General features: G+C 28.0%; 15 protein-coding genes, 4 tRNA genes and 1 rRNA gene. 13 read left to right on the top strand and 7 right to left on the bottom strand.

Annotation, left to right across the window (positions count from 1 at the left end; genetic code table 11):
• The first annotated feature begins 15 nt into the window (after window positions 1–15).
• A 5S ribosomal RNA gene (gene rrf, locus AELL_RS12380) occupies window positions 16–131 on the top strand.
• A 439-nt stretch (window positions 132–570) separates the two neighbouring features.
• Here the strand turns inward: rrf and AELL_RS12375 are convergent.
• A complete protein-coding gene (locus tag AELL_RS12375) occupies window positions 571–1,080 on the bottom strand; it encodes a peptidylprolyl isomerase (RefSeq protein ID WP_118918243.1) in 510 nt (169 codons plus the stop codon).
• Between the two features lie 8 nt (window positions 1,081–1,088).
• Window positions 1,089–2,858: a peptidoglycan D,D-transpeptidase FtsI family protein gene (locus AELL_RS12370; RefSeq protein ID WP_226806039.1), complete on the bottom strand. Its 1,770-nt coding sequence runs from the start codon at window positions 2,856–2,858 to the stop codon at window positions 1,089–1,091.
• A gap of 115 nt (window positions 2,859–2,973) precedes the next feature.
• Between AELL_RS12370 and AELL_RS12365 the strand changes: the two genes are divergently transcribed.
• Entirely contained in the window at window positions 2,974–4,221 is a 1,248-nt protein-coding gene (locus tag AELL_RS12365; RefSeq protein ID WP_118918241.1) for an FtsW/RodA/SpoVE family cell cycle protein, read from the top strand.
• Window positions 4,218–5,249, top strand: a complete 1,032-nt coding sequence (locus AELL_RS12360; RefSeq protein ID WP_118918240.1) for a UDP-N-acetylglucosamine--N-acetylmuramyl-(pentapeptide) pyrophosphoryl-undecaprenol N-acetylglucosamine transferase — start codon at window positions 4,218–4,220, stop codon at window positions 5,247–5,249. The genes AELL_RS12365 and AELL_RS12360 overlap by 4 nt, the downstream gene beginning before the upstream one ends.
• Here AELL_RS12360 and AELL_RS12355 read toward each other — a convergent pair.
• Both AELL_RS12355 and AELL_RS12350 read right to left on the bottom strand, forming a co-directional pair.
• Complete coding sequence (locus AELL_RS12355) at window positions 5,229–5,996, bottom strand: undecaprenyl-diphosphate phosphatase (protein WP_118918239.1); 768 nt, start codon at window positions 5,994–5,996, stop codon at window positions 5,229–5,231. The genes AELL_RS12360 and AELL_RS12355 overlap by 21 nt on opposite strands.
• Window positions 5,997–6,656, bottom strand: a complete 660-nt coding sequence (locus tag AELL_RS12350) for an MqnA/MqnD/SBP family protein (RefSeq protein WP_118918238.1) — start codon at window positions 6,654–6,656, stop codon at window positions 5,997–5,999.
• Window positions 6,657–6,727: 71 nt separating this feature from the next.
• On the opposite strand from AELL_RS12350, the gene AELL_RS12345 reads away from it, so the two are divergent.
• From AELL_RS12345 to glnA, 4 genes are all read left to right on the top strand, one after another.
• On the top strand, window positions 6,728–6,949 hold the full coding sequence (locus tag AELL_RS12345; protein ID WP_118918237.1) for a MoaD/ThiS family protein: 222 nt from the start codon (window positions 6,728–6,730) through the stop codon (window positions 6,947–6,949).
• A gap of 1 nt (window position 6,950) precedes the next feature.
• Window positions 6,951–7,406, top strand: a complete 456-nt coding sequence (locus tag AELL_RS12340) for a molybdopterin synthase catalytic subunit (protein ID WP_118918236.1) — start codon at window positions 6,951–6,953, stop codon at window positions 7,404–7,406.
• 25 nt (window positions 7,407–7,431) lie between these two features.
• The gene (gene hisJ, locus AELL_RS12335) at window positions 7,432–8,223 is read left to right on the top strand and encodes a histidinol-phosphatase HisJ (RefSeq protein WP_118918235.1); all 792 of its coding nucleotides are present in this window, start codon (window positions 7,432–7,434) and stop codon (window positions 8,221–8,223) included.
• Between the two features lie 108 nt (window positions 8,224–8,331).
• Window positions 8,332–9,759 carry a type I glutamate--ammonia ligase gene (gene glnA / locus AELL_RS12330; RefSeq protein ID WP_118918234.1) on the top strand — a complete coding sequence of 476 codons (1,428 nt, stop codon included), beginning with the start codon at window positions 8,332–8,334 and terminating at the stop codon, window positions 9,757–9,759.
• A gap of 94 nt (window positions 9,760–9,853) precedes the next feature.
• Here the strand turns inward: glnA and AELL_RS12325 are convergent, their stop codons facing one another.
• Genes AELL_RS12325 through gpmI form a run of 3 tightly spaced genes read right to left on the bottom strand, consistent with a single transcriptional unit; the run spans window position 9,854 to window position 14,017 of the window.
• Window positions 9,854–11,833: a transglycosylase domain-containing protein gene (locus AELL_RS12325; protein ID WP_118918233.1), complete on the bottom strand. Its 1,980-nt coding sequence runs from the start codon at window positions 11,831–11,833 to the stop codon at window positions 9,854–9,856.
• Window positions 11,834–11,835: 2 nt separating this feature from the next.
• Window positions 11,836–12,531, bottom strand: a complete 696-nt coding sequence (locus tag AELL_RS12320; RefSeq protein WP_192941199.1) for an ATP-binding cassette domain-containing protein — start codon at window positions 12,529–12,531, stop codon at window positions 11,836–11,838.
• 10 nt (window positions 12,532–12,541) lie between these two features.
• Entirely contained in the window at window positions 12,542–14,017 is a 1,476-nt protein-coding gene (gpmI, locus tag AELL_RS12315) for a 2,3-bisphosphoglycerate-independent phosphoglycerate mutase (protein ID WP_118918232.1), read from the bottom strand.
• Between the two features lie 67 nt (window positions 14,018–14,084).
• On the opposite strand from gpmI, the gene mraY reads away from it, so the two are divergent.
• The 6 genes from mraY to AELL_RS12285 all read left to right on the top strand — a co-directional run bounded on the left by mraY (window position 14,085) and on the right by AELL_RS12285 (window position 16,770).
• Complete coding sequence (gene mraY / locus AELL_RS12310) at window positions 14,085–15,146, top strand: phospho-N-acetylmuramoyl-pentapeptide-transferase (RefSeq protein WP_118918231.1); 1,062 nt, start codon at window positions 14,085–14,087, stop codon at window positions 15,144–15,146.
• Window positions 15,147–15,155: 9 nt separating this feature from the next.
• Entirely contained in the window at window positions 15,156–16,334 is a 1,179-nt protein-coding gene (gene murD, locus AELL_RS12305; protein WP_118918230.1) for a UDP-N-acetylmuramoyl-L-alanine--D-glutamate ligase, read from the top strand.
• A 35-nt stretch (window positions 16,335–16,369) separates the two neighbouring features.
• Window positions 16,370–16,445 (top strand) — tRNA-Phe (locus tag AELL_RS12300).
• A gap of 15 nt (window positions 16,446–16,460) precedes the next feature.
• Window positions 16,461–16,537, top strand: a tRNA-Thr gene (locus AELL_RS12295).
• 61 nt (window positions 16,538–16,598) lie between these two features.
• Window positions 16,599–16,683 (top strand) — tRNA-Tyr (locus AELL_RS12290).
• Between the two features lie 10 nt (window positions 16,684–16,693).
• Window positions 16,694–16,770 (top strand) — tRNA-Gly (locus AELL_RS12285).
• The last annotated feature ends 51 nt before the right edge of the window (window positions 16,771–16,821 follow it).

The following is a 16,821-nucleotide window of genomic DNA, read 5'->3' as shown; positions in this document are numbered from 1 at the left end:
TTAATACTCAACTTTGCTGGTGGCTATAGAGAAGTGGAAATACCCAGTCCCATTCCGAACCTGGAAGTCAAGCACTTCATCGCCGATAATACTGCCGGGTCCCCTGGTGGAAACGTAGGCCGCTGCCAGCTCTTGAGTTTTTTACACACAAAGCTTTTTCCAATTTGAACTCCTTACTCAAGTTCTTCTTGGAAGAAGCTTTTTTTTTACACCCCCCCCCTAAACACCTAGCCTTTTCCCCATTTCATTATTTGCTTTTTCTTTTTATCACTATTTTTACTTTCTTCGGTTTTCTTTATTAATTCTTTTACATTTATTTCTTTTGCTTTTTTATTGAATAGTATTTAATATCCAATACTTTACCTTTTTAGACTTTTTTCTTATATTTACTCTATAAAGTATTTTATTCTTTTAGAATACTTATTATTGTTTTTTTCTCAGAAATTAGATTAGAGCTTTTTTATTGGACTATTAGGTATATTATTTTATATTAGTTTTTTTAACATAAAAAAAGGGGAAGAAACTTCTCGTTCCTTCCCTTTTTCCCTTTTCAAAATCAATTTATTATAATTAATCTCTTTTTTCAAAAATCTCAATAGAAATAATTTTATCATTTTGTTTAATTGAATCAAGTGTTGCAAAGCTATCTGTATCATTCTCTTCAATTCCACCAAATACTGTATGATGATTATTTAGATGAGGGCAAGGTACAAAACATATAAAGAATTGACTTCCTCCTGTATTTCTACCTGCATGAGCCATTGATAATGAACCTCTATTATGTATTTGTTTAGGTGCATCAATTTCACATTTTATAGACCAACCTGGTCCACCCATTCCTGAACCTTCAGGGCAACCACCTTGAGCCATAAATCCTGGAATTACTCTATGAAAATTTAGTCCATTATAAAAACCATCATTAGCTAATGTAGCAAAATTTGATACTGCAATTGGTGTTTCTTCATTAAAAAGTTTTACCCAAATTACACCTTTTTCAGTAGTGATTTTTGCATAATTAAATTTTGATAATTCTTCTTTTGAATAGTTGTATTCTTTTAATTCTTTTTTAAATCCAAACATATTAATCCTTATTTTTTTTCTGGAATTATACCTTCTTTAGGTGTTAAATAGTTTAACTTTACTAAGTTTTGAACGATTTCTTTAAACACAGGTACAGCTGACCAAGAAGCATAATAATAATACCAATGAGTACCTGTTGAGATTGGATTAATTACAGTTACTCCAATTGTATAGGAATTTCCTTTATCATCATTTACAAATCCAAAAAATGATGAAATATATTTTTTAAGATATTTTCCACCTCTTGCAATTTGTGCTGTTCCTGTTTTCCCACCAATTTCTAAACCATCTATTTTTGCAGATTTTCCTGTTCCATCTGTTACAGTTTTAATTAACATTTTTTTCATTGCATCTGCTGTCTCTTTTGATACAATTTTTTCTGGTTTATCCTCATATGGTTTATATTTATTTCCATCATGTGTTAAATAATTAACTATTCTTGGAGTAATCATTTGCCCATCATTATTAAAAATTGAATAAGCTTTTAATAATTGAATAAATGTTGCTGTCATACCTTGTCCAAAAGATACTGTTGCTTTAAATACATTATCTCTTTTTTCTTTGTCACCTGCTGAGAATTGCCAAACTTTTGGCATTACACCTTTTTTCTCATATGGTAAATCAATTCCAGTTTTTCTTGTAAAACCAAATCTTTTCATGCCTTCAAAAAATTCAGGACCAGTTAATCTTTGGGCAATTTGTAAAGTTCCAATATTTGAAGAATAAATAACAATATCTTCAAGTGATAAGTAACTTTTTGAAAAAGCATGGTCATCTTTTATATTAAATCTTCCAATTTTATATACACCTTTCCCACCACCTGAATTATATGCAGGGAAACTTTCATTCTTTTTTATAAGCCCTTTATCCATAGCAATTGCAATTGATAAAGGTTTCACAACAGAACCTGGTTCAAATTGATATTCAACTGCATTAACATTTAATGAACCAATATCCTCTTTTCTAATTTTTTCAGGATTAAATCTGTTTGATGAAGCCATAGTTAAGATTTTACCAGTTTTACTCTCCATTATAGATACAATAATTTCATCTGCACCCAATTTTTCTTTATATACATCAAGAGTTGTTTCATTATTTTTTTGAAGTTTTAGTGGAATATTCAAATTTAATGTTGCACCATCAATTCTTTTTCTAATAATAGAATTTTTATCAAAAGAGATATATGATAATACATCTCTATCTCCTTGTAAAACACCATCTTTTGATTGATTTAAAACCTTGTTATAATGTCTTTCTAAACCTTTTATTCCATTTACTTTTGTTTTTCCTAATTCAGATTCATATTTTGAAATATATCCTACAACAGGAGTTAATGTATCGTTATATGAAAATGTTCTTTTTTCTCCACTTTCACTTATTGTTAATCCTCTTAGAATTTTTGTTCCATTTACCATTCTACTTGTAAAAACATCTAATTGAACTAATTTGAAAGCTAATTCTTTTAAGTTTTTGGCTGATCTTGAGTCAATTCCATATGATAAAACTAAATTACCAGGATTTTTTTCTCCCTCTATTAATCTCTCTTTTAAAACTTCATACTCTGTATTACTATAAATAGAAAATAGGTTAAGAAATAACTCTTTTTTATTTGGGTCAAGATGTCTTGTATCAATTGCAGCTTTATATAGTTTTTTAGATGAAGCAATTTTAAAATTATCTTCACTTATTATATCTCCTCTAACTGCAAGTTCATTTTTTTCACCTTGTAAAGAGGGAAGATGTCTCTTTTCTGAGATAGTTCTAAACACTGAAATCATTAGAATGCAAAGAAATAAGAATATTAGTAAAAATAGTATAACTATTTTTTTTGTTTTATCGACTTTTTCAATTTTATTTGAAGACATATTTATCCATATTATTATATAATGAGAAATGAATTTTAACAAAAGTAAGATTAAAGCAATTAATAATAATATGAATAGTAGTGAAGCCGATTATACATTGTTTATATTGGTGTCATTATTGATAATAATAAGTATAATATTTTCCTATTCTCTAACAATATATACAGTGGAATTTTTTGGTTATGATGAATTTCACTTTTTCATAAGACAAGGATTAGTTGGGATAGTTTCTATATTGATTATGTGGACACTCTCTTTAGTGGATCCAGATAAAATAGTTGAAAAAGTTGGTATGAATTTATTTATAATATTTTTTCTTCTAATGATAGCAATGCCTTTTTTGCCAGGTTCATTAGTAACAGCTTCAGGAGGAGCAAATAGATGGATTAGACTTCCAGGGTTTTCTTTGTCACCTGTTGAGTTTTTCAAAATTGGATTTATCTATTTTTTATCTTGGTCTTTTCATAGAAAGGTTATTTTTCAACCTAAAAAAATCGGATTGAAAGAAGAAGTATTACTTCTTGCTCCATATTTTTTAACTTTTTTTGTTGTTGTTTTTGTTATTGCATTTTTACAAAAAGATTTAGGTCAAGTTGTTTTATTAGGATTAATTCTTGTTGCTTTATTAATATTTGCAAATAGGTCATTTAAAATATTTTTGGCTTTAGGTGCAATTGCTTTAGTTGGTTTAGTTGGATTAATTATTGCTGCACCTCATAGGATTAAAAGAATTCACTCTTGGTGGGCGATGGTTCAAGATGGGATTTTATCTGTTTTACCATCTTGGGCAGAACCATATTTAAGAATTGATGAATTACCTGAACCTTATCAAGTTTCTCACTCTTTAAATGCTATTCATAATGGTGGTTTCTTTGGTCAAGGTGTTGCCCTTGGGGATATAAAAGTAGGATTTTTATCTGAAGTTCATACAGACTTTGTACTAGCAGGAATTACAGAAGAAGTTGGTTTATTTGGTTTGATGGCAATAACATCTATTTTATTTGTAATTATTTGGAGAATTTTTAGAATAAGTAGAAGAGTAGAAAATCCAATTTATCATCTATTTACTCTTGGAATCGCCCTAATGATTATTATTGCTTTTTTAATAAATTCATATGGAATTTCAGGAATGATTCCAATTAAAGGTATTGCTGTACCATTTTTATCTTATGGAGGTTCTTCAATGCTTGCAATGGCAATTTCCATAGGTTTAGTTTTATCTATTAGCAGAGTTGTAAAAGAAGAGGAAGTTAAAAAAAAGGTGAAGATTAAATGATGGAAACAGTTGTTATAACTGGTGGTGGAACAGGTGGACATTTAAAAGTTGCAGATGCTTTTATTGAAGAATTTTTTAATAGAGGAATAAATGTAATTTTTATCGGTTCTTCAAATGGTCAAGATAAAGCTTGGTTTGAACATGATAGAAGATTAAAAAAAGCAATATTTTTAGATACTAAAGGTGTCGTAAATAAAAAAGGTTTTGGAAAGTTTCTTTCATTATTTAATATTTTTTCTAAAACAATTTACTGTTTGAGCTTATATTCAAAATATAATATTAAAACTGTTGTTAGTGTAGGTGGATTTTCAGCTGCTGCTGCAACTTTTGCTTCTATATTAAAAATGAATTGTAAATTATATATTCATGAGCAAAACTCAAAAATGGGTAAATTAAATGAAATAACTTCAAAATTTGCTACTGAAATTTTTTCTTCATTTGATGAAAATTCTTTAGTAAAAGATTATCCTGTTTCTAATGAATTTTTTAATAGTGCAAGAGTAAGAGATAAAGTTAAAACTGTTGCATTTTTTGGTGGTTCACAAGGAGCTATTTGTATAAATGATTTTGCTTTAAAAGTTGCTCCAAAACTCAATGAAATGGGAATTAATATAATTCATCAAACTGGAAAAAGTGATTTTGAAAGAGTAAAAAATGAGTATGAAAAGTTAAATATAAATGCTGATGTATTTGATTTTTCAAAAGAGATACCTTCAAAAATGTCAAAAGCTGATTTTGCAGTGAGTAGGGCAGGAGCTTCAACGCTTTGGGAATTATGTGCAAATTCTTTACCAACTTTTTTTATTCCTTTTAAACATGCAGCTGGTGATCATCAGTATTACAATGCAAAAGTTTTAAAAGATAAAGGTTTGTGTTTTTTACAAAGAGAAGAAGAGTTAAGTGAAGAGTATTTTTTTGAAGCTTTAAAATCTGATATTCATAAAATTAGCATTGAACTTATAAGTTCTATAAGTCCAAATGCTATTGCTTTGATAGTAAATATTATTTTAGAAAATAATAAGAAGTAAGATTCCAAAAATTATTCTGTAAATTCCAAAGGCAACAAAAGTAAAGTTTTCAAGGAATTTCAGAAATAGTTTTATTGCAAGAAATGCAACAATAAAAGATACAACAAATCCTGTTGCTAAATTTAAAAGATTTGCACCTACTAAAATCTCATTATGGTGCTTTAACAAATCATAAGCTGTTGTTGCACACATAACAGGAAAGGCAAGTAAAAAAGAAAATTCAGCACTTGTTTTTCTATTTAATCCAACAAGCATTGCTCCAATAATACTTGAACCAGCTCTAGAAGTTCCTGGAATCAATGCAAATATTTGTGCAAATCCAATCCAAGCTGCTTGTTTATATGTAACATCTTCAACATCTAAAGTATGAGTAGTTTTTTCATCGTAAAATTTTTCAACAATTAAAAATATTACTCCACCAATAATAAACATCCAAGCAACAATTTCTATTGAAAATAACTCTTTTACTTGTTTTGAAAAAATAAAACCAATTATTGCAATAGGTAAAAATGCAATTAAAACTTTTGTCCATAAATTTATATGTGAAAAAGTAAATTTTGAAGGATAATTCAAAATTACAGCTAAAATAGCCGCAAATTGAATGATAACTTCAAAAGCTTTGTTTATACTTGTTTGTTCAATTCCTAAAAATTCACTTGCAACAATTAAGTGTCCAGTTGAAGATATTGGTAAAAACTCTGTTATACCTTCAATTATCCCTAAAATTAGAGAATCAAATAATGTCATTTATATCCTTTTTTCTTTAGTTAATTTTAGAAAAAGTTTTAAAGCTCGTTTTTCTTTATAACCTAAATCATAATCGATTTTTTCTAAATATTTTAAAATGTTTTCTTTTGATACACCACTTCTTTTTGAATATTGTTTTAGGATGTATTGAGGTATTTTTATATATTTTTTATTGAAATTTTTTGTCAGTTTTTTTAATCTTCTTTCATGTTTGTTATAACATAAAACAGCAAATACAAAAGGAAGATTATATTTTTTTTGCCACTCTTTAGCCAAATCTAGTTTTAAAGTATTTGGATTATCGTGATAAAATTTTAAAGCTTTATCCCCAATAATTACTTCACCTTTTAAATTTAAAACATTAGCTAAGGCATTTGAAGTTTTTGATTGAAAATCCTTTGCTTCAATTCCTGGAATTAATAAAACTGATAAAACTTCATCTTTTGCAACTATTCCAAAATCTAAAAATTTTTCATTTTTTGATGCAATAGAAGAGATAAAAGCATTATCAACTTTTCTTTTTTTAAATTTGTTAGTAATGTATGAAGGATATGATTTTTTATATTCAATTATTGATTTTAATTGAGAAGATTTAATATTTTTTTTTATAAATATATGAAAAGGCAATAAATTTATAAAATCGATTTTTGAAAATATCATAGAATTTTTGTCCTTGTTATGTTAAAATGAAAGTGGATATAATAGTATAAATATAATAAGAAGGGATTAAAATGGTAAAAGTTGAATTTTTAGGTCCAATAAATAAAGAGGATTTGAGTCTAGAAATAAGTAATTTATCTCAATTAAGTGAAATTTTAAAAAATGATAGTTCTGTTTCAAATTGGTTAGAAACTTGTGCAGTTGCTGTAAATGATACACTTGTTATTTCAAAAGATGTAATTTTAAATGATGGAGATAGAATTTCATTATTACCTCCTGTTTGTGGTGGATGATATGGAAAATAGAAAAGAGTTTTTAGAACTTTTTGATGGAAGTCTACCTGTCGAACAAATTACTAATAAATGGTATGAAAAATATAAAAACTCAAATTTTGGGGCGATTATAACTTTTGTTGGAGTTGTAAGAGATGAAAACCAAATTGAGGGATTAAGTTTTGATATTTATGAACCAATTTTAAATAATTGGTTCGATAAATGGCAAGAAAAAGCAAAAGAAAAAAATGCAATTGTTTTAATGGCTCACAGTCGTGGTAATGTTTTTAATCATGAAAGTTCATATATTGCTGCTGTTTGTAGTCCAAAAAGAAGAGTTGCTTTAGAGCTTATTGATGAGTTTGTAGAAGATTTCAAAGCACAAGCACCAATTTGGAAATATGATATTATCAATGGTCAAAGAGTGTATGCAAAAGATAGAAGTACAGCTATTAAAGGTGCTGGCTTATTGTCTTGATAATTATGAAAGGTTTTAAAGATAGATGAGAATAGATTTACATAATCATACAATTTTATGTAATCATGCAACAGGTACAGTTGATGAATATATTGAAAAAGCTATTGAATTAGGTATAGATGAATATGGTTTTTCAGACCATGCTCCAATGAATTATGATCCAAAATATAGAATGGATATAAGTCAAAAAAGTCTATATGAAAAATGGATAAATGAAGCAAAAGAAAAATACAAAGATAAAATTAAAATTTTATTAGCATATGAAGTTGATTATTTAGATGGATTTTTATTAGATGAAATATTAAATGCAAAAGTTGATTATTTAATTGGTTCAGTACATTTTTTAAAAAATAAAAATGATATGTGGGGATTTGATAATCCTGAATTTATAGGTGTTTATAAATCAAAAGATATTGATACAATTTGGGTTGAATATTTTGATGCAATTAAATCAATGGTAAAAACTGGACTTTTTGATATTGTAGGTCATTTTGATTTAATAAAAGTATTTAAGTTCTTACCTAAAAAAGATATTAGGCTTATTGCAAAAGATGCATTAATAGCAATTAAAAAATCAAATATGATTTTAGAAATAAATCCAGCAGGACTTAGAAAACCAATAAATGAATCTTACCCTTCAAAACAACTACTTGAAATGGCTTATGAAATGGGAATTGATATAACATTTGGTTCTGATGCACATAATTTAGAACAAATTGGTTTTAAATATGATGAAATTACTACTTTATCAAAAGAGATAGGATTTTCAAAATGTGTAACTTTTGATAGTAGAGACAGAAAACATATTGAATTTTAATAAGGCATATTATTTTAAATATAATTGTATAAAAAATATACAGCTGTTTTATTTTATTTTTTATATTTTTGGATACAATTACTCAAATAATTTGAAGGAGTTAAACCTATGGGTAAGTTCGTTAATAGTATTGAAGAATTTTTTGAGTATAGTAAAGCAAATGAAGTTAAATTTGTAGATTTCAGATTTACAGATATGAAAGGTATGTGGCACCACGTTACATATAAATTTAGCGCAGTAAGTGCTTCTACTTTAGAAAATGGAATGCCATTTGATGGTTCTTCTATTGAAGCATGGCAACCAATTCACAAATCAGATATGCTTTTAAAACCAGATGTTGAAACAGCATTCTTAGATCCATTTACTGCTGATTCTACAATCATTGTTATTTGTGATGTTTATGACATTTATAAAAATGAAATGTACGAAAAATGTCCAAGATCAATTGCTAAAAAAGCATTAAAACACCTTGCAGAATCTGGATTAGGTGATGTTGCATATTTCGGACCTGAAAATGAGTTTTTTGTATTTGAAGATGTAAAAATTAAAGATACAATAAATGAGTCTTATTATAGAGTTGATTCAGAAGATGGTGAATGGAATGATTCTGTAGATATGGAAGGTGGAAATATGGGTCATAGACCTAGAACTAAAGGTGGATATTTCCCAGTAGCTCCAATTGATACAGGTGTTGATTTAAGAGCTGAAATGATGACAGTATTAGAGCAAGTTGGTCTTGAAGTTGTTTTAGGACACCACGAAGTTGCTCAAGGTCAACATGAAATCGGTATAGTATTTGGAGATTTAATTGAAGCTTCTGATAACGTACAAAAATTAAAATATGTAATCAAAATGGTTGCACACTTAAATGGTAAATCTGCTACATTTATGCCAAAACCACTTTATGGTGATAATGGAAATGGAATGCACGTACACCAATCAATCTGGAAAGATGGTAAAAACCTATTCTACAAACAAGGTGAATATGGTAATTTAAGTGAAACTGCTAGACATTATGTTGGTGGAGTATTTAAACACGCTAGAGCTGTTGCAGCATTCACAAATGCATCAACTAACTCTTATAAAAGATTAATTCCAGGATTTGAAGCTCCTTCAATCTTAACTTATTCATCTCAAAACAGATCTGCTTCTTGTAGAATTCCTTATGGAGCAGGTGAAAAAGCAACAAGAATTGAAATGAGATTCCCAGATTCAACTTCTTGCCCATATTTAGGATTTGCAGCAATGTTAATGGCTGGTTTAGATGGTATTAAAAATAAATATGAGCCAGTTGGACCAATGGATGACGATTTATTTGAATTATCTTTAGATGAAATTAGAGAAAGACAAATTCCTCAAATGCCTCATACATTAAGAGGAGCATTAGAAGCTTTAATTAGAGATAATGATTTCTTAAAACCAGTATTCTCTCAAGAAATGATTGATACTTATCAACACTATAAATTTGAAACTCAAGTTTGGCCTTACGAAGCAAGACCAACTGCATTCGAATTTAAAACAATGTATTCTTGCTAAGAATATATTCTTAAAACCAAAAGGGGCAAGTTCAGATGAACTTGCCCCTTTTTTTATTAGTATAATTTAAAAGTAAAACTCTAAAGAAGTTTTATTAGAATTCTAAAACTTCTTCATTTGGATTTAGTGGTTGTTGTTGAATTAAAGAATCAATTTCTGGTACAGGAGAAATATCAGTATAAAACTCTTCTTTACCATTTATTGTTGTACTATAAACATTATCAGGTTTTATAAAATTTCTTGGAATTTCTGGATGAATTTCTAAATATTTTTTAAAGAAATATGAGAAAGCAGGTCCAGCAATTTTTCCACCAGTTTCAGTTTTTCTCATTGGAGTGTTATTATCATTTCCAAACCAAACAATAGTTTGAATTGATGGAGAATAACCGCAGAACCAAGCATCAACATTATTATTTGTTGTACCAGTTTTTCCAGCTAATTCAATACCTGGAACTTGAGCAGATTTTCCTGTACCTTTATTTACTACATCAGTTAAAATTGATGTCATTAAATAATTTTGCTCAGGAGTATTAATCTCTTTTGTTTGTGGTTCAAAAGTTACTGTTTTTCCATCTTTATTTACAATTTGTTCAATAATATATGGTTTTACTTGTGTTCCATTATTTGCAAAAGCACTATATGCTTCACTAAATTCAACTAATGAAACACTCATTGAACCTAATGTTATAGATAAATTGTCAACAATATCATTAAAACCATATTTTTTTAGTGCTTCAGTTACAACTGGAACACCAACATCAGTAACAAGATTTAGTGTTGATAAATTTCTTGAAGCAACTAATGAATCTCTAAGACTAACAACTCCTTCGAAATTTCCTCCATAGTTTTTTGGTTGCCATTTTTTCTGAACACCACCAACTGTATAGTTATAAGTTCTTGAAATATCAAATAATTGTGAGGCAGGATTATATCCCTCATTTAAAGCTGTTTGATATAAAAAAGGTTTTATTGCACTTCCTGCTTGTCTTTTTGATTGATATGCTCTATTAAATACAGATTGATTATAATCTACACCACCAACAAAAGCAAGAATTCTTCCTGTTCCACTTTCTAATGAAATCATTGCACCATTTAACTCTTTAACATAAGTATCATCATTTGGATTTTTTGAATTTTTTCTAAAATCTAAATCTCTTTTTATTGCCTCATCATAAGAGGCTTTTAATGCATCTCTTGCAATTTCTTGTGCACTTAAATCAATAGTTAAATAAATTTTATATCCACCATATAATATGTCAGGAATATCATTTATTAATAAACTAATTGCATAATCAACTGCATAAGGTGCTTTATTTTTTGTTAAAGTTTGATTATAAATAACAGGTGTCTCTTTCATTGACTCTTCATATTGTTCTTTATTAATCCACCCAAGAGTATTTAATCTTGTAATTACTTGATTTGCACGAGCAAGTGAAATTTTAAGATTTTTTGTCGGGTCATAAAAACTTGGAGCTCTTGGAAGTCCAACAAGAATTGCCATCTCTTTTAAAGATAATTCATATAAGTCTTTATTAAAATATCCTTTTGCAGCTGTTTTTATTCCATAATAACCATGTCCAAAATATACATGATTCAAGTATCTTTCAAGTATTTCTTCTTTTGTAAGAACAGTTTCTAACCTAATAGCAAGTAGTGCTTCTTTTACTTTTCTCATCAATTTTTTTTCTCTACTTAAAACAAGCAATTTAATTAATTGTTGAGTTAAAGTACTTGCTCCTTCAACATATCCACCAGCTTTAATATTTTTAATCATAGCACGGCTAATTGCATCTGGATTAATTCCATAGTGTTCGAAAAATTGTGTATCTTCAATTGCAACTAAACCTTCAATAATTCTTGCAGGAATATCATCATATTTTACATATTCTCTATTTTCATCTTTGAATGTATTTGCTAATAAGTTACCATCTTTGTCAAAAAATTGAGTACTTTGTTTTGGTGAATAATTTACAACTGAATCAACATCGTGTTTAATCTCTTCATATAAATTATAAAGCCAACCAAAAACGGCCAATCCAGCAATAACTAAAAGACCAAAAATATATTTCATCATAATTAATTCCTAAAATTTTTATTTTTAAAAGTTGAGTTAATCAATCTTTTTGTGTAATCTTCTTTTGGTGAAGATAAAACAATATTTGTTAAACCATTTTCAATAACTTTTCCATTTTTAATAATAACTATCTCGTTACAAATATCTTTTATTGAATCTATATCATGGGTAACAAAAAGTATTAAAACATTTAATTGTTTTTTTAAATCATTGATAATATTAATGATATTGTTTTTGTTCTCAAAATCTAAAGCAGTTGTTGGTTCATCAAGTAAAAGTATTTTTGCATTTCTACTTAAGGCAATTGCAATTACAACTCTTTGAATTTGTCCACCACTTAGTTGAGGAGGAAATTTATTTAATATTGATTTATCTAAATCTAAAAGTTTTAATACTTCTTCTTTTTTTTCTTCACTACAAAAAAATTGATTTTTTATTTTTGTCATTGATGACAAAGAGGTAAAAGGATTTTGAGGAATAAAAGCAATTGTGTCATAATTTAATTCAAAATCAGAATCTATATCTTTATCAATTTTCATTGAACTTGGAAGAAGATTCAATAAAGCTTTTAGCGTTAAAGATTTTCCACTTCCACTTTCACCAATTAAAGCAGTTGAATTAGTAATATTAAATGATAAATTTACTAATGTTTTCTCATTTGTATAAATTTTTAAATTTTTTATATTTATATATGACACAACAAATCTTTTATATTAATGGTTCATCCATCTCTTGAGGGATTTCTAAATTCATCAATTTTAAAACTGTTGGAGCAATATTATTTAAACTACCAGTTTTAACCTCTTTAACCCCATTTGCATAAACGAAACAATAAACATCTCCAACAGTATGATTAGTTAGAATATTTCCATCTTCATCTTTCATCATTTCGCAATTTCCATGGTCAGATGTTAATACAATATTGTAATTTTGTTTTTTTGCTAGTTCAAAAATTAAACCTAATTCAAAATCAACAGCTTCAACAGCTTTTACAGCTGCATCAAATACACCTGTATGTCCAACCATATCACCATTTGCAAAGTTTACTACAATAAAATCTGTATTATTATTCATAGCAGTTCTAACAGCATCTCCAACTTGAGGTGCAGACATTTCAGGTTGTAAATCATATGTTGCAACTTGAGGTGAAGGAATTAAAACTCTTGTTTCATTTAACATAGGTTCTTCAACCCCTCCATTAAAGAAAAATGTAACGTGGGCATATTTTTCTGTTTCAGCAGTATGAAGTTGAGATAAACCAGCATTTGAAATTACTTCAGCTAAAGTATTTTTTGGAGATTCTTTAGGAAATAAAACAGGAATAGGCGTATTTTTATCATATTGTGTCATTGTTGCAAGATTTAATGAACCTTTAAATGTATCAAATTCATTAAAATTTTTATTTGCAAAAACAGAAGAAATTTCTCTCATTCTATCACTTCTAAAATTACAGAAAATTATTCCATCATTCTCTTTTATACCTTCATATCCTTCAAATGCAGTTGGAACAATAAACTCATCAAAGATTTGGTTTTCATATGAATCTTTTAAATAAGATGAAATGTCACTTGTAGTTAAAGGAGTTGCAAATGTTATTGCATCATAACCTTTTTTAACTCTATCCCATCTATTATCTCTATCCATTGTATAATATCTTCCAGCAATAGTTGCAATTTTTATATATTCATCACAAATCTCTAAAATTTGATTTATATATTTTTGTGCACAATCAGGAGCTACATCTCTACCATCAGTAATAATATGTATAAATACTTTTTTATTGAATTCTTTTGCAATTTTTGCCATTGCAATAATGTGGTCAATATGAGAGTGAACACCACCATCACTTAATAATCCTAAAAGATGAATATTGTTTGAATTATTGATTGTAGTTTTTAATACTTCATTATCTTTTAAAGTGTTTTTTTCAATAGCAATATTTATTTTTACTAAATCTTGATATAAAATTCTTCCACTTCCAATAGTCATGTGTCCTACTTCACTATTTCCCATTTGTCCATCTGGAAGACCAACAAAATTTCCATAAGTGTGAATTAAAGAGTATGGGACATTTTTAAATAAATAATCATATGTTGGAGTATTTGCACTGAAAAAAGCATTATATTCATTTGATGAGTTATATCCAATTCCATCAGTTATTATAAGTAGCGTTTTATTTGTCATTATTTAAACCTTTTAAAAAGTATTATATATTATAATCGCGCAATTATATCAAAATCAAGGTTCAAGTTTGTTTTATTGGTTTTACAGACATCTAGATATCAATATCTTTCAATACATTTCAGTTAGAGCTGGAATGAGTTTTTTTATAGCTTTTGTTTTAACAATGTATTTAATGCCAAAATTTATTCGTTGGGCAAGAGCAAAAAAAGCTTCTCAACCTATATATGAATATGCTCCCGAAACGCATCAAACAAAAGTAGGGACACCAACTATGGGTGGAGTTGTATTTATATTTGCAACAATTATTGCAACAATATTAACAGCAAAATTAAGTAACTATTATGTTGTTGGTGGATTACTTTGTTTAGCACTTTTTTCATTAATTGGTATACAAGATGATTATTCAAAAATATCAAAAGAAAAAAATTCTGCTGGTTTAAGTGCTAGAGCAAAATTGATGTTACAATTTCTTTGCGCAGCAATTATCTCATTTATAGCTTATCATTATGGACATTCAAGTGAATTATATACACCATTTTACAAATATCCAGTTTTTGATATGGGAATTTTAGCAGTTGTATTTTGGATGTTTATTATTGTTGGTACATCAAATGCTGTTAATTTAACTGATGGACTAGATGGTTTAGCAACAGTTCCATCAATACTTGCATTTTTTACATTATCAGTTTTAGCTTATGTAACAGGTCATGCAATATTTTCAACTTATTTATTATTACCAAATATTCAAACTGTAGGTGAATTAGCAATTATGGGAAGTGCAATATGTGGAGCTTTGATTGGATTCTTATGGTTTAACTCTCATCCAGCAGAGATATTTATGGGGGATTCAGGTTCTTTACCTTTAGGTGCATTTATGGGTTACATGGCAATAGTTGCAAAATCAGAAATATTATTATTAGCAATTGGATTTATATTTGTATTAGAAACAGTATCTGTAATATTACAAGTTGGTTCTTATAAATTAAGACAAAAAAGAATATTTTTAATGGCACCTATTCATCACCATTTTGAAAAAAAAGGTTGGAAAGAAAATAAAATCATTGTAAGATTTTGGATTATTGCATTTATGACAAACTTAGTAGCTTTATTAAGTTTAAAAATCAGATAAAGAAAAGTAATGAAAATAGATAATAAAAAAATAAGAATTTTAGGTAAAGGTATTACGGCATTAGCTTTAAAAGATAAATTTCCTAATGCTGTATTATATGATGATAAAGATTTTGATACTTATGATAAAAATTCTGATGAATTAACAGTTGTAAGTCCTGGAATTCCACCTTATAATCAAATGGTTTTAAATTCAAATAATGTGATTAGTGACTATGATTTATTTCAAGAAATTATGCCTTTTTCTATTTGGATATCTGGAACTAATGGAAAAACAACTACAACACAAATGTGTCAACATTTATTAAATGAGTATGATTCAGTTTGTGGTGGAAATATTGGAATACCATTAAGTCATCTAGATGAAAATAAAAAGATATGGATTTTAGAAACTTCATCTTTTACATTACACTATACTCATAAATCAAAACCTAATATTTATTTATTATTACCAATTACTGAAGATCATATTACTTGGCATGGTTCTTTTGAAGAGTATAAAAATGCAAAATTAAAACCACTTGAGTTAATGAATGAGAATGATGTAGCAATTATCCCATCTGAATTTAAAGATTTTAAAACAGATGCACATGTAATTACTTATAATAATAGTGATGAATTGTGTAATCATTTTGGTTTTGAAAAATCTAAAATAAATTTTAAAGAACCATTTCTTTTAGATGCAATATTAGCAATGGCAACTAGAAAGATTATATTTGATGAAATTAATTACGATTTAATAAACCAATTTAAAATAGATAAACATAAAGTTGAAGAATTTTTTGATAAAAAAAATAGATTATGGATTGATGATAGTAAAGCAACAAATGTTGATGCGACAATAAATGGTTTAACTCCATATAGAAAAGATAATTTACATCTTATATTGGGTGGCGATGATAAAGGTGCAAATTTAAGACCTTTATTTGAAAATATTAAAGAACTAGATTTAACTGTTTATGCTATTGGAAGTAATACAGATAAAATAGTTGATTATTGTAAAGAATATTCAATAAATGTTGAAAAATGTGATTTTTTAAATATTGCAGTTGAAAAAATAAATAACAATATGAATAAAAAAAGTATAGGAATATTGTCTCCAGCTGCCGCTTCATTGGATCAATTTAAGTCTTATGCTCATAGAGGTGATGAATTTAAAAATTTAGTAAACAGTTTAAGTTTAAATTAATAAATTAGCTAGTATAATCACACTCCAATTTCAGTGGTTCGATAGCTCAGTCGGTAGAGCAAAGGATTGAAAATCCTTGTGTCGACAGTTCGATTCTGTCTCGAACCACCATTTTTATTTTTTGGCGCTGGTGTAGCTCAGTTGGCTAGAGCAGCTGATTTGTAATCAGCAGGTCGGGGGTTCGACTCCCTTCACCAGCTCCATTTTTATGTCGTGCGTAATCTTTTAAGAACAGCGCTTGACCAGAACAATAATATTTTAATCGGTGAGGTTGGAGAGTGGTCAAATCCTGCGGACTGTAAATCCGCCGCCTACGGCTTCGAAGGTTCGAATCCTTCTCTCACCACCACGCAAATGTTGCGGGAGTAGCTCAGTTGGCTAGAGCTTCTGCCTTCCAAGCAGACTGTCGCGAGTTCGAGTCTCGTCTCCCGCTCCATTTATTTTTATTGATTACTGGGAGCTGAGTTATAAGCACAGATTTTTTATA

It is taken from the genome of Arcobacter ellisii, from assembly GCF_003544915.1.
Lineage (GTDB): Bacteria > Campylobacterota > Campylobacteria > Campylobacterales > Arcobacteraceae > Aliarcobacter > Aliarcobacter ellisii.
The sequence above is the reverse complement of the archived record's forward strand: the minus strand, read 5'-3'. Positions and strand labels throughout refer to the sequence as shown.

Excerpts from the sequence above, each read along its gene's own strand:
- AELL_RS12340 (WP_118918236.1), top strand. The coding sequence starts at position 6,951 with ATGGAAAATAGAAAAGAGTTTTTAGAACTTTTTGATGGAAGTCTACCT.
- AELL_RS12375 (WP_118918243.1), bottom strand. The coding sequence starts at position 1,080 with ATGTTTGGATTTAAAAAAGAATTAAAAGAATACAACTATTCAAAAGAA.
- hisJ (WP_118918235.1), top strand. The coding sequence starts at position 7,432 with ATGAGAATAGATTTACATAATCATACAATTTTATGTAATCATGCAACA.
- gpmI (WP_118918232.1), bottom strand. The coding sequence starts at position 14,017 with ATGACAAATAAAACGCTACTTATAATAACTGATGGAATTGGATATAAC.
- AELL_RS12355 (WP_118918239.1), bottom strand. The coding sequence starts at position 5,996 with ATGACATTATTTGATTCTCTAATTTTAGGGATAATTGAAGGTATAACA.
- AELL_RS12370 (WP_226806039.1), bottom strand. The coding sequence starts at position 2,858 with ATGATTTCAGTGTTTAGAACTATCTCAGAAAAGAGACATCTTCCCTCT.
- glnA (WP_118918234.1), top strand. The coding sequence starts at position 8,332 with ATGGGTAAGTTCGTTAATAGTATTGAAGAATTTTTTGAGTATAGTAAA.
- AELL_RS12360 (WP_118918240.1), top strand. The coding sequence starts at position 4,218 with ATGATGGAAACAGTTGTTATAACTGGTGGTGGAACAGGTGGACATTTA.
- AELL_RS12365 (WP_118918241.1), top strand. The coding sequence starts at position 2,974 with ATGAATTTTAACAAAAGTAAGATTAAAGCAATTAATAATAATATGAAT.
- murD (WP_118918230.1), top strand. The coding sequence starts at position 15,156 with ATGAAAATAGATAATAAAAAAATAAGAATTTTAGGTAAAGGTATTACG.
- AELL_RS12345 (WP_118918237.1), top strand. The coding sequence starts at position 6,728 with ATGGTAAAAGTTGAATTTTTAGGTCCAATAAATAAAGAGGATTTGAGT.
- AELL_RS12325 (WP_118918233.1), bottom strand. The coding sequence starts at position 11,833 with ATGATGAAATATATTTTTGGTCTTTTAGTTATTGCTGGATTGGCCGTT.
- AELL_RS12350 (WP_118918238.1), bottom strand. The coding sequence starts at position 6,656 with ATGATATTTTCAAAAATCGATTTTATAAATTTATTGCCTTTTCATATA.